The 12,294-nt window shown below is 71.3% G+C and carries 12 protein-coding genes; 7 read left to right on the forward strand and 5 right to left on the reverse strand.

What is annotated here, in order from left to right:
- The first annotated feature begins 189 nt into the window (after positions 1–189).
- Positions 190–1,389 (forward strand): pentapeptide repeat-containing protein, encoded by a 1,200-nt coding sequence (locus ACFFRH_RS38585; protein ID WP_344750062.1) that lies wholly within the window; start codon positions 190–192, stop codon positions 1,387–1,389.
- Between the two features lie 118 nt (positions 1,390–1,507).
- Here the strand turns inward: ACFFRH_RS38585 and ACFFRH_RS38590 are convergent, their stop codons facing one another.
- Positions 1,508–1,969 (reverse strand): winged helix-turn-helix transcriptional regulator, encoded by a 462-nt coding sequence (locus ACFFRH_RS38590; RefSeq protein ID WP_344750061.1) that lies wholly within the window; start codon positions 1,967–1,969, stop codon positions 1,508–1,510.
- A 149-nt stretch (positions 1,970–2,118) separates the two neighbouring features.
- On the opposite strand from ACFFRH_RS38590, the gene ACFFRH_RS38595 reads away from it, so the two are divergent.
- Positions 2,119–2,904 carry an SDR family oxidoreductase gene (locus ACFFRH_RS38595; protein ID WP_344750060.1) on the forward strand — a complete coding sequence of 262 codons (786 nt, stop codon included), beginning with the start codon at positions 2,119–2,121 and terminating at the stop codon, positions 2,902–2,904.
- Positions 2,905–2,977: 73 nt separating this feature from the next.
- Positions 2,978–3,310, forward strand: a complete 333-nt coding sequence (locus ACFFRH_RS38600) for a nuclear transport factor 2 family protein (RefSeq protein WP_344750059.1) — start codon at positions 2,978–2,980, stop codon at positions 3,308–3,310.
- A 12-nt stretch (positions 3,311–3,322) separates the two neighbouring features.
- Here ACFFRH_RS38600 and ACFFRH_RS38605 read toward each other — a convergent pair whose 3' ends face one another.
- Entirely contained in the window at positions 3,323–4,717 is a 1,395-nt protein-coding gene (locus tag ACFFRH_RS38605) for an NAD(P)H-quinone dehydrogenase (protein WP_344750058.1), read from the reverse strand.
- A 153-nt stretch (positions 4,718–4,870) separates the two neighbouring features.
- Between ACFFRH_RS38605 and ACFFRH_RS38610 the strand changes: the two genes are divergently transcribed.
- The 4 genes from ACFFRH_RS38610 (at position 4,871) to ACFFRH_RS38625 (ending at position 9,444) form a co-directional block, all read left to right on the forward strand.
- Positions 4,871–5,323, forward strand: a complete 453-nt coding sequence (locus tag ACFFRH_RS38610; RefSeq protein ID WP_344750057.1) for a gamma-glutamylcyclotransferase family protein — start codon at positions 4,871–4,873, stop codon at positions 5,321–5,323.
- 303 nt (positions 5,324–5,626) lie between these two features.
- On the forward strand, positions 5,627–6,778 hold the full coding sequence (gene chrA, locus ACFFRH_RS38615) for a chromate efflux transporter (RefSeq protein WP_386162465.1): 1,152 nt from the start codon (positions 5,627–5,629) through the stop codon (positions 6,776–6,778).
- 110 nt (positions 6,779–6,888) lie between these two features.
- A complete protein-coding gene (locus ACFFRH_RS38620) occupies positions 6,889–7,692 on the forward strand; it encodes a purine-nucleoside phosphorylase (RefSeq protein WP_344750073.1) in 804 nt (267 codons plus the stop codon).
- A 108-nt stretch (positions 7,693–7,800) separates the two neighbouring features.
- Entirely contained in the window at positions 7,801–9,444 is a 1,644-nt protein-coding gene (locus tag ACFFRH_RS38625) for a phospho-sugar mutase (RefSeq protein WP_386162467.1), read from the forward strand.
- A gap of 149 nt (positions 9,445–9,593) precedes the next feature.
- On the opposite strand, the gene ACFFRH_RS38630 is transcribed toward ACFFRH_RS38625, so the two are convergent.
- The 3 genes from ACFFRH_RS38630 to ACFFRH_RS38640 all read right to left on the reverse strand — a co-directional run bounded on the left by ACFFRH_RS38630 (position 9,594) and on the right by ACFFRH_RS38640 (position 12,268).
- Positions 9,594–10,349 carry a hypothetical protein gene (locus ACFFRH_RS38630; RefSeq protein WP_386162469.1) on the reverse strand — a complete coding sequence of 252 codons (756 nt, stop codon included), beginning with the start codon at positions 10,347–10,349 and terminating at the stop codon, positions 9,594–9,596.
- A 31-nt stretch (positions 10,350–10,380) separates the two neighbouring features.
- Entirely contained in the window at positions 10,381–11,460 is a 1,080-nt protein-coding gene (locus ACFFRH_RS38635; protein WP_386162472.1) for an adenosine deaminase, read from the reverse strand.
- Between the two features lie 451 nt (positions 11,461–11,911).
- A complete protein-coding gene (locus tag ACFFRH_RS38640; protein ID WP_386162475.1) occupies positions 11,912–12,268 on the reverse strand; it encodes a cupin domain-containing protein in 357 nt (118 codons plus the stop codon).
- Positions 12,269–12,294 lie beyond the last annotated feature (26 nt).

Consider the following 12,294-nt stretch of genomic DNA (forward strand, 5'->3'; position numbering starts at 1 on the left):
GGGCTGCTCGCTAGCGCCTATCCGGAAGAGCGCCCAACGGAAGACCACCCAAAGGAAGGGCACCTAACGGAAGAGCTCCAACGGAAGAGCGCCCAACGGATGAGCCCCTAACAGAAAAGGTGCAAGTGGGTGTCTAGCGTGATGCAATGGTCCGCTGACACGATCGGGGCTGCTTTGAAGGAGGCTCCCGTGCGTCGTTCCATCCCCCTGGCTCTCATCGTCGCGATCTTCGCGCTGTCGGGGACAGTCATCTCTCCCGCCCAGGCCGCGGCCGGGCCGTGCAGGCCCGGTCAGGGCGTGAACCTGCGTGGCAAGGACTTCACCAGGGGCGCCCAGCTTCCCGCCACCCTGCGCTGCGCCGACCTGACCGGGGCGAAGCTGAACGGTGTGGAGCTCATCCAGAAGGACCTCACCGGAGCGATCCTGCGCGGTGCCTCGCTCAAACAGGCCAACCTCACCCAGGCCACGCTGAAGTACGCCGACCTGCGGGGCGCCAACCTCGCCGAGGCCGACCTGGGGCAGATGCACGCCGACCACGCCGACCTCCGCAAGGCGATCCTGGTCGACGCCGAGGCCGGGCAGGCGGAGTTCCCGCACGCGGACCTGACCGGGGCGAAGCTGACCAGGGCCGAGCTGACCCAGGTCGACTTCACCAACGCCAAGCTGGTCGACGCCGACCTTGAGGAGAGCACCCCCGGCCAGCTCAAGGCGCGCAAGGCCGACTTCACCCGGGCCAAGCTCCGCGAGGCCAAGATGAGCCAGGCGAACCTGCGCAACGCGACGTTCAAGGACGCCGACGTGAGCGAGGCCGAGTTCACCCAGGCCGAGCTGGACGGCGCCGACTTCACCGGCGCGCTGGTCGAGGGCGCGTCCTTCATCCAGGCCGACGACGTCGACCTCACCGGTTCCAAGGGCAAGCCCACGGGCATCACCGTCGCGATGCCGACCTCGCTGCCCGACCTCGACATCTTCGGGACCAAGGAGACGGACGCCCCGCAGGACGAGTCCACCCCGAGGAGCGGCGGCCTGTCCGTGGGACTGGTCATGGTCGTGCTCAGCGCCGTGGGCCTGGCGCTGACCGTGGTGGCCTGGGGTGTCAGCGCCCAGCGGCGGACCCGGCGCAACGCGCGGTTCCTCCAGATGCGGCGCGACGCCGAGGAGGACATCACCCGGCTGGGCGAGGGGATCGACCAGCTCGACTACGAGTTCCAGGTGAGCGGGCGCGGCGGCATGACCGCCGACCGCGACTGGCGCCTCGCCCTCGACGCCTACGAGGCGGCCAAGCAGGCTCTGCTGGTCGCCCGCCGCCCGGAGGAGCTGCACTTCGTGGCCCGCGCCGTCCGGGACGGCGGAGCCGCCCTGGACCGCCTCCGCTCTCGCGTGCACTGACAGGCTCGAAGGACGGCGCCCGCTCCCAGGGGTACGCCAGGTCCGAAGGCCGACGGGCGTTCCCGGGGGTCGAGGCCCGAAGGCCTGCGACCGTTCCCACGAGTAAGAGGCCCGAAGGTCAGCGGCCGTTCCCGGAGGTGCGAAGGTAGCGCGCGCGCATGGCCTCGCTGGCGACGGGACCGGCGGTGAAGACGAACTCCTCGCTGGAGTCGAGGCGGCGGCCGGTGGCGGCGTCGACGACGGCGGGCTCGACCTCCTCGCCGGTGGCGGCGTCGACGAGGATCATGGCGCGCTGTGACGGGTCGAGCCGGGAGTTGCCCCAGGCGGCCAAGGCGACGATCACCGGGCGCAGGGACCGGCCCAGCTCGGTCAGGACGTACTCGTGGCGGGTGGGGTTGGTCTGGTAGGCGCGGCGCTCCAGCAGCCCGTCGGCGACGAGGGTCTTGAGGCGGCTGGTCAGCATGCTGGAGGAGATGCCCAGGTTCTCCTGGAACTCGTCGAAGCGGGTGTAGCCGTCGAAGGCGTCGTGCAGGATCAGCAGGGTCCACCACTCCCCGACGTGAGCCACCGTCGTCGACAACGGGCATTCACGATCTTCCAGTCTGATCCGGCTCGCCACCGTGACCCCTCTCCCCACAGTTACTGCTAAAGTCGAAGTGACTTACTCCTATTTTAGCAGCCACTGGGGGTGCGGGCGTCGCCATGCCCGTGTCCGGGACGGAGCACACCGTGGAGACCTTCATCAGCGACTCGCTCGACGGCAGGCGCGCCCTGGTCACCGGCGGTACCAAGGGCACGGGAGCCGCCATCGCCAGGCGGCTCGCGCGGGCCGGGGCCACGGTGCTGGTGACCGCCCGCACCCAGCCGGACGACATCGACCCCAAGCTGTTCATCGCGGCCGACGCCTCCACCCGCGAGGGCACCGGCAGCGTCGTCGAGCAGGTTCTCGACCGCCTCGGCGGCGTCGACATCCTGGTCCACAACCTCGGCGGCTCCGACGCGCCCTCCGGGGGCTTCGCCGCCCTGGACGACGACGCGTGGGACAGGGAGCTCAACACCAACCTGCTGGGCGCCGTCCGCCTGGACCGCGGGCTGCTGCCCGGCATGATCGAGAACCGCTCCGGCGCGATCGTGCACATCTCCTCGATACAGCGCCGGATGCCCCTGTACGACGCGACGCTGGCCTACGCCGCGGCCAAGGGGGCTCTCACCGTCTACAGCAAGGGCCTGGCCAACGAGGTCGCCCCGCACGGGGTGCGGGTCAACTCCGTCGCCCCCGGCTTCATCAGGACGACGGCCGCCGACCATCTCGTCGACCGCATCGCCCTCGGTTCCGGCATCGACCAGCAGGCCGCGCTGCGAAAGCTGATGGACTCCCTCGGCGGGATCCCCCTCGGCCGCCCCAACCTCCCGGAGGAGGTCGCCGAGCTCGTCGCGTTCCTCGTCTCCGACCGCGCCGCCTCCATCGTCGGCGCCGAGCACGTCATCGACGGCGGCACCCTGCCGACCGTCTGACCCGGCTCACCGATCCGGCCACTCACCCACCGGCAGCACCGGTACCACCACCCACCCGGAAGGAACCGTCCCCATGTCCGACGTACCCACCGTCCCAGACGCCGTCCGCCGCTACTTCGAGCTGGCCACCCTGCCCGACCAGGACGCCTACTTCGCGCTGTTCGCGGACGACGCGACCGTGGAGGACGAGGGCGCCGAGCACCACGGCATCGCCTCGATCCGCGCCTGGCGCACCGGCGTGCCCACCGTCACCTACACCGTCACCGGCGTCGGCCTCACCGGCGACGGCGCCACCCTGGTCACCGCGGACATCTCCGGCGACTTCCCCGGCAGCCCGGTGACCCTGCGGTTCCATTTCGAGTACGGCGAGGACGGGCGCGTCCGCGTCCTGCGCATCCGTCCCTGACCGCGCAGGGAGTCAGATGCCGCTGGGGGTCATCGGCTGCATGAGGCGGCGGGCGGCCTCGGTGACGGAACCGGACAGGGAGGGGTAGACCGCGAAGGTGTGGGCGATCTGGTCGACCGTCAGCCGCTGCTGGACGGCGACCGAGACCGCCAGGATCAGCTCCGACGCGCGGGGGGCGACCACCACACCGCCCAGGATGATGCCGGTGTTCGGGCGGCAGAACAGCTTCACGAAGCCGTCGTTGAAACCCTGCATCTTGGCGCGGGCGTTGGTGGCGAGCGGCAGCTTGACGATGTTGGCCTCGATCTCCCCGTTCTCGATCGCCCGCTCGGCGATGCCCACGGCGGCGATCTCGGGGTCGGTGAAGATGGCGGAGGCGACGGTGGCCAGGCGGAGCGGGTGCACGGCCTCGCCGAGGGCGTGCCAGACGGCGATCCGGCCCTGCATCGCGGCGACCGAGGCGAGCATCAGGACCCCGGTGCAGTCTCCGGCCGCGTAGACGCCGGGCGCGGAGGTCCGGGAGACCTTGTCGACCTGGATGAAACCGCCCTTGTCGAGGGTGACCCCGGCCTCCTCGAGACCGATCCCCGCGGTGTTGGGGACCATGCCGACCGTCATGAGGCAGTGGCTGCCCTCGGCGGTCCGGCCGTCCTCCAGGGTGACGACCACGCCGTCCGGGGTGCGCTTGACGGACTCGGCGCGGGAACGGCCCATCACGTTCATGCCGCGGCGCCGGTAGACCTCTTCGAGGACCTCGGCGGCGTCGGCGTCCTCGTTCGGCATCATGCGGTCGCGGGAGGAGACGAGCGTGACCTCCGAGCCCAGCGAGCGGTAGGCGCCCGCGAACTCCGCGCCCGTGACGCCGGAGCCGACCACGATGAGGTGCTCGGGCAGCTCCTCCAGGTCGTACAGCTGACGCCAGGTGAGGATGCGCTCGCCGTCGGGCTCGGCGCCGGCCAGGATGCGCGGGGTCGCGCCGGTCGCCACGATGACGACGTCCGCGCGGATCGTCCGGTCTCCGGCCCTGACCACCTGCGGGTCGACGAGCCGTCCCGGAGCCTTGATCACCTCGACGCCCTCCGCCGCCAGCCTGGCGGCGATGTCGGCGGACTGGGCACGGGCGAGATCCTTGACACGCCTGTTCACCAGCGGCATGTCGGCGATGACACCGCCGACGTCGCCGTCGGGGCCGCCGGTGTAGTGGACCCCCAGCATGCTGGCGTCCAGGAGCGCCTGCTTGCGCACCGACGTGGCGATCAGTGTCTTGGACGGTACGCAGTCGGTGAGAACGCAGGCCCCGCCGGGGCCGTCCTGTTCGACCACGGTGACCTGCGCTCCCAGTTGGGCGGCGACCAGCGCCGCCTCGTATCCGCCGGGACCGCCACCGATGATCACTATCCTCGTCACATAGCCCATTCTCCCGCATGATGGGACCGGACCTCGCTCGGCATCCCTCCTAAACCACGAAACCCCCACAAAACCATCGGGATTCCGCGAGACATCGGCGTGGCTTCGAAGCTGAGTGAGCGTCTCGCGGATCTTGGATTAGTGTTTGTCTCCGTGCCTGTCTACGCCGCTTACGGCAGCAACATGGACCCGAAGCAGATGGCCCAGCGGGCCCCTCACTCCCCGATCAGGGGGACGGGCTGGCTCCAGGGCTGGCGCCTGACCTTCGGCGGGAACGACCTGGGCTGGGAGGGCGCGCTCGCCTCCATCGTCGAGGACGCCGCCGACCAGGTCTTCGTCGTCCTCTACGACGTGCCCGAGTGGGACGAGAGCTCCCTCGACCAGTGGGAGGGCGCGGCCCGGGGCCTCTACCACAAGGTCAAGCTCCGGGTGCAGACCATGGAGGGCGAGGTCGTGGCGTGGTTCTACGTGCTCGACGGGTACGAGGGCGGGCTGCCCTCGGCCCGCTACCTCGGCATCCTCGCCGAGGCCGCCGAGCGCGCCGGTGCCCCCGACGACTACGTCAGGGAGCTGCGCGGCCGTCCCTGCACCTCCCTGGGGAGCTAGAGGGCGCCCTTCCCCAGGATCTTGCCGGGAAGCCGCCGGGCCCGACACGTCACCGGCCGCGTCCCGGCGAGTCGCCGGCCCGGCGCGTCACCACCGCGTCCCAGGGGGCCTCGGCCCGGCGTGTCACCGGCCGCGTCCCGGGGTCGTCGGCCCGGCGGCTCCCCGGGAGCGCGCGAGCCCGCACGGAACGTGGCGTTAACCGGCACGCCATCCCGCCTTCACCTGGAAAAATGCCATGATTCCAGGGTGAAGGACGGACCTCCCGAAAACGGAGAAGTCGGGCGCGGGTCATCCCTGCGCGAGGTGACCTGGCTGTTCCTGCGGCTGGGCGTGATCGCCTTCGGCGGTCCCGCGGCGCACATCGCGATGATGCACGACGAGGTGGTGCGGCGGCGCGGCTGGCTGACCGAGCAGCGCTTCCTCGACCTGGTCGGCGCGACCAACCTCATCCCCGGCCCCAACTCCACGGAGCTGGCCATCCACATCGGCCACGACCGCGCCGGGTGGCGTGGCCTGGTGTCGGCCGGAGTCTGCTTCATCCTGCCCGCCGCGCTCATGGTCGGCACGCTGGCGGCCCTGTACGTCCACTACGGCCACACCCCCGCGGTGAGCGGGATCCTGTACGGCGTCAGGCCCGTCGTCATCGCGATCATCGTCTGGGCCCTGCTCTCCCTGGTCCGTACCGCGCTGGGGACCACGTACCTGTGGATCCTGGCCGTGGGCGTCCTGGCGGCCTACCTGCTCGGCGTGAACGAGCTGCTCCTGCTCGCCACCGGGGGCCTGCTGACCGTGGTGGTGCGGACGATCTCCGCCCGGCGTTCCCGCCCGCGCGGCGTCGGAGAGGAACCGCCCTCGGACGGCTCGCGGACCTCGCGGGCGCTGCTGGCCGCGCCGCTGGCCCTGGCCGGTGGCCAGGACCCCGACCATCTGCTCCGCCTCTTCCTCACCATGCTCAAGATCGGAGCCGTCCTGTACGGGAGCGGCTACGTCCTGCTGGCCTTCCTGGAGGGTGACTTCGTCGAGCGGCTCGGCTGGCTCAGCTCCACCCAGCTCGCCGACGCCGTCTCGATCGGCCAGTTCACCCCTGGCCCGGTCTTCACCACGGCCACCTTCGTCGGCTACCTGGTCGCCGGAGTCCCGGGGGCCGTCCTCGCCACGGTGGCCATCTTCCTGCCGAGCTTCCTGCTGGTCGGGCTGCTCACCAGGATCACCGACCGGATCAGGTCGAGGGCCTGGTCGAGCGCGCTGCTCGACGGGGTGAACGCCGCCGCGCTCGCGCTGATGGCCGGAGTCGCGCTCCAGCTCGGCCGCATCTCCCTGGTCGATCCGCTCACCTGGGCGCTGACGGCCGGAACGCTGCTGGCCCTGTGGAGGACGAAGCTGAACTCGGCGTGGCTGATCGCGGCGGGAGCGGCGGTCGGCCTGGTCTCGGTGATCGCCACCCGGCTCGTCTGACGGTTCGTCCAACGACTCGTCGCCGGACCCGCCGCCCAGGACGGCCGTACCCTCCGTTGAGCAGGAGACACGACGTGGCGCGAAGGCGGATGACCGGTACGCTCGGTGACGTGACCAATGACCCTTATGCACTCGCCAACGACGCCGCGGACGCGCTGAGAAGCGCCGTCGGCGTGGATTCCTTCGACGTCGCGCTGGTGATGGGGTCCGGCTGGGTCCCGGCCGCCGACGCGATCGGCGAGACGGTCGCCGAGATCCCGGTGACCGACCTGCCCGGCTTCGCGCCGCCCGCCGTGCAGGGCCACGCGGGCCGGATCCGCGCCGTGCGGACCGAGTCGGGCAAGAACGTACTGATCTTCCTCGGCCGTACCCACCTCTACGAGGGCCGCGGCGTGGAGCCGGTCGTGCACGGCGTACGGACCGCGATCAGGGCCGGGGTGGGCACGGTCGTGCTGACCAACGCCGCCGGGGGCCTGCGCCCCGAGACCCAGGAGGTCGGCGAGGCGGTGCTGATCAGTGACCACATCAACCTGACCGGTGCCAGCCCGATCACCGGCGCCACCTTCGTCGACCTCACCGACGTCTACACCCCGCGCCTGCGCGCGCTGGCCCGCGAGGCCGACCCCTCACTGGCCGAGGGCGTCTACGTGGCCTTCCGCGGCCCGACGTACGAGACCCCGGCCGAGGTCCGCATGTGCCGCATCCTCGGCGGCGACATGGTGGGCATGTCCACCGTGCTGGAGGCCATCGCGGCCCGCGAGGGCGGCGCCGAGGTGCTGGGCATCTCCCTGGTCACGAACCCGGGTGCCGGGCTGGTGGGCGAGCCGCTCAACCACGAGGAGGTGCTGGAGGTCGGCCGGGCCACCGCCACGCGCATGGGCGGCCTGCTGGCGAGGGTCGTCGGCAAGCTGTAGGACGGCGAGCGACGTCCGGCCTTCGAGAACCACCCTGGCTTCAGGGATCACAGGGATCAACAGGAGACGGGCCCGGCGAGCGGACGGGCCCGGCCCCGAGAGGTGACGATGAGCAGCGATCTCGCAGGGCACGCCCGTTCCTGGCTGGCCCAGGACCCCGACCCCGACACGCGCGCCGAACTGGAGAAGCTGCTGGAGAGCGGCGACGGCGACGCGCTGCGCGAGCGGTTCGGCTCCAGGCTGGAGTTCGGCACCGCCGGGCTCCGGGGCGAGCTGGGCGCCGGTCCCAACCGGATGAACCGGGTGACGGTCATGCGCGCCGCGGCCGGGCTGGCCCGCGTCCTCGGTCCCGGCAAACACGTCGTGATCGGCTACGACGCCCGGCACAAGTCGGACGCCTTCGCCCGCGACACCGCGGCCGTGCTCACCGGGGCCGGGCTGCGCGCCTCGGTCCTCCCCGGGCCGCTGCCCACCCCCGTGCTGGCCTTCGCCGTCCGCCACCTCGGCGCCGACGCGGGCGTGACCGTCACCGCCAGCCACAACCCGCCCCGCGACAACGGCTACAAGGTCTACTGGGGCGACGGCTCCCAGATCGTGCCACCGGTGGACGCGGAGATCTCCGCCGCCATCGACGCGACGGGGCCGGTCTCCGAGCTGCCCCTCGGCTCCCCCGGCGACCCCTCGTGGAACGAGCTGGACGACGGCGTCGTGGCCGCCTACCTGAAGGCGGTGACCGCGCTCCCGATCGGCGGCGCACGCGAGCTGCGGGTGGCCTACACCCCGCTGCACGGCGTGGGCGGCGACACCCTGGCGAGGGCCTTCGTCGCCGCCGGGTTCGACGCGCCCGCGACCGTCGAGGCGCAGGCCGAGCCCGACCCCGACTTCCCCACCGTCGCCTTCCCCAACCCGGAGGAGCCCGGCGCGATGGATCTCGCGCTGGAGCTCGCGGAGCGGGTCGGGGCCGATCTGATCCTGGCCAACGACCCCGACGCGGACCGCTGCGCGGTGGGCGTGCCGCTGCCCGGTGGCGGCTACCGGATGCTGACCGGCGACGAGGTGGGTGCCCTGCTGGGCGAACACGTGATCCGGCAGACCTCGGGCGACGACCGCCTGGTGGCGACCACCATCGTCTCCTCGTCCCTGCTCGGCAAGATCGCCGCCGAGTACGGGGTGCGCTACGCGGAGACCCTGACCGGCTTCAAGTGGATCATGAAAGCCGGTGAGGGCCTGCTGTTCGGGTACGAGGAGGCGCTGGGGTACAGCGTCGGCTCCGACCTCGGGCTGCCCGTGCACGACAAGGACGGCATCGGAGCGGCGCTCACCGTGGCCGGGATCGCCGCGCGGGCCAAGCTGGAGGGCCGCGGCCTGCTCGACCTCCTGGACGACCTGGCACGCCGTCACGGCCTGCACGCCACGTCCCAGCTGTCGTTCCGGGTGGCGGACCTGTCGCTGATCACCGGGGCGATGGCCCGCCTGCGGGCCACGCCGCCCGCGCGGCTCGGCGGTCGCGAGGTCGAGACGGCCGACGACCTGAGCCTCGGCGCGGGCGGGCTGCCGCCCACCGACGGCGTCCGCTATCACCTGGCCGGGGGCGCCCGGGTCGTCGTCCGCCCCTCGGGGACCGAGCCCAAGCTCAAGTGCTACCTGGAGGTCGTGGTCCCGGTGACCGGCGAGGTCTCCGCCGCCCGTGCGCGGGCCGTAGAGGATCTCGACGCCCTGAAGGCCGACCTCTCCGAGGCGCTCGGCCTCTGACCTCACCGGCCTCACCGGGGCCGACGCGAGAAGACGTCCCCGGCCCTGCCACGGCTGTCCGCCCTCGCCGGTCGCCGATCCGATCAGCCGTCGGCCTGATCAGCCGTCAGGGCGGGAACGGTCAATGACCAACGGTCAGCTGTGAGCTGTCAGGCGAGGAAGGCGGCGACCACCAGCAGGGCCGCGACCGCGAAGGCCGCGAGGGCGCTCGGCGACCAGGTCACCTTGAGCGCGCCGGTCCCCGTATCGGTGCCGGTGCCCGTAGCGGTGCCGGTGCCCGTAGCGGTCCCGGCCTCGGGCTCCGCCCCGGTCGCCGCCGACGTCCCGGGCACCACCGGAGTCCCGGTCGCCGCCGAAGCCCCGGGCGCCTTCTGGGTCCCGGTGACCGCGGCCGCGCGCCTGGCGGCTTCCGCCCGTTCGGTGATCTGCCCGGCCACCCAGTCGGCGTGGGTCTTTCCCGCCAGCGCCTCGGCGGCGGCCTGCTCGCCCTTCGAGCGGACCGGCTCGGTCCTGAAACGGCCCCGCGCGGGCGCGGACGTGGACCGCCCCCTGCGCGCCGCCGCCGCCCGCTCGCGGGCCGAGGCCTGCGGCACCCAGCAGCGGACCCGCTCACCGCCGGAGATGATCGTGATCGAGTGCGAGACCGTGACCTCGTCCACGTCCCGCCAGGCCACGAAGGCGTTCCTCAGCGGGTTGCGGACCAGGACGCCCTCCTCGGACAGGATGACCGCCGGGCGCAGGCAGGTGACGAAGACCAGGGCGGTCAGCACCCCCAGCACCGCCGCGGCGACCATCGACGCCTGCCCGCTGTAGCGGACGACCAGATCGACCGCGCTGAACGCGGCGAAGGCCATCCAGACCCAGCCGACGATCATCGCGAAGGTGGAGCGGAACACCTGCTTCATCGGAAAGCTCACTTCACTCGTACGAGCCCGTTCACGCCTGCCATTTGAGGCGCGCGAAACCGGGCTTGATGACACCGTTGATGAGCGACAGGCGCTCGTCGAACGGCAGGAACGCGGACTTCATGGCGTTGACGGTGAACCACAGCATGTCGTCCCAGCCGTAGCCGAACGCCTCCGACAGCTTGGCGAACTCCTCGGAGACGGACGTACCGCTCATCAGCCGGTTGTCGGTGTTGACCGTGACCCGGAAGTTCAGGCGGCGCAGCAGGCCGATCGGGTGCTCGGCGATGGAGGCCGCCGCGCCGGTCTGCAGGTTGGACGTCGGGCACATCTCCAGCGGGATGCGCTTGTCACGGACGTAGGCCGCCAGACGGCCCAGCTTGGGCTCCCCGTCACTCTGGACGGAGATGTCGTCGATGATCCGTACGCCGTGGCCGAGCCGGTCGGCGCCGCACCACTGGATCGCCTGCCAGATCGACGGCAGGCCGAACGCCTCGCCCGCGTGGATGGTGAAGTGGGCGTTCTCCCGCTGGAGGTACTCGAAGGCGTCCAGGTGGCGGGTGGGAGGGTAGCCCGCCTCCGCGCCGGCGATGTCGAACCCGACCACCCCGGCGTCGCGGTAGCGGACCGCGAGTTCGGCGATCTCCATGGACCTGGCCTGGTGGCGCATCGCGGTGAGCAGCGTGCCCACCCGGATGCCCCGCCCCGCGGAACCGGCGCCGAAGCCCTCCTGCACGGCCTCGATGACCTCTTCGAGGCTCAGGCCCGCGGAGGTGTGCTGCTCGGGCGCGTAACGCACCTCGGCGTAGACGACGCCGTCTTCCGCCAGGTCCTCCGCGCACTCGGCGGCGACCCTGACCAGCGCCTCGCGTGTCTGCATGACGCCGACCGTGTGCTCGAAGGTCTCCAGGTAGCGCTCCAGCGAGCCGGAGTCGGCGGACTCCCTGAACCAGGCGCGCAGGCTCTCCGTCTCGGTCGCGGGCAACCTGTCGTAGCCCGTCTCGCGGGCCAGGTCGATGATGGTCTCGGGCCGCAGGCCACCGTCGAGGTGATCGTGGAGCAACACCTTCGGAGCCTGGCGAATCTGCTCGAAAGTGGGTAACTGACTCATCGTGTTCCTTTCAGTGTGGAGACCCCCGCCTTTAGTGTGGAAAGGAAACTCGGCAAGGCTCTGCACGGGCTAACATGCTCGTGCGGTGGCGATAACCAAGCCGCCGCACGCATGACCTGCACCACCCTCGCCGCCGGGCTGGCGGAGAGAAAAAACGCCTGTGGAGCTGGTGTAAGACCTCAAAGAGGAGAGTTTTCCTCCTAGCGGGCAACCGGCAGCGAAGCAGGAAACCCAACCCGTGAGGGTTGGAGCCCCCTGGCTTCAGCCGTGGGGAGGAAGTCAATTGGCAACCTTACCGTCAGGGGCCTGACCAGTCGGCCTGTGCGAAAACGCCGTCACGGCCTGGCCTGGGAACGTTCACACAGGTGTCCCGCGCGACGGGACATGGCGTCGATCCCGGTACGAAGACACCGGGATCGACCGTGACGAACCGTTACCGGGTGTCGCCCCTTCACGCGTCGTCGCGGTTGACGGTCTCCGGGGAGAAGGCGGGCAGGCAGACGGCGACGTACTCGGCGCCGTCGGGGCCGGAGCTGTAGCGGATCCGCTCCCCCGGCTCGCACACGAACACCTGCCCCGGGCCGACCTCGGTGGTGCCTCCGTCGTGCTCCACGAGAACGGTGCCCTTGAGCACCAGCGTGTACTCGGCGAACTCCGGCGTCTGGGCGGGCTCGTCCCACCCTGCCGGGGCCTTCATGTGCGCGATCGAGATCCCGGCGTCGCCGGTGTTGGCCAGACCGACGTATTCGTCGATCGTCTTGCCCCCCGGAACGGGAATCCGTGTCGCGCTATCGATTTTGCGTACCATCGGACCAGTCTGTCACCGGTCTCGAC

Source organism: Streptosporangium vulgare (genome assembly GCF_042428775.1).
GTDB lineage: Bacteria > Actinomycetota > Actinomycetes > Streptosporangiales > Streptosporangiaceae > Streptosporangium > Streptosporangium vulgare.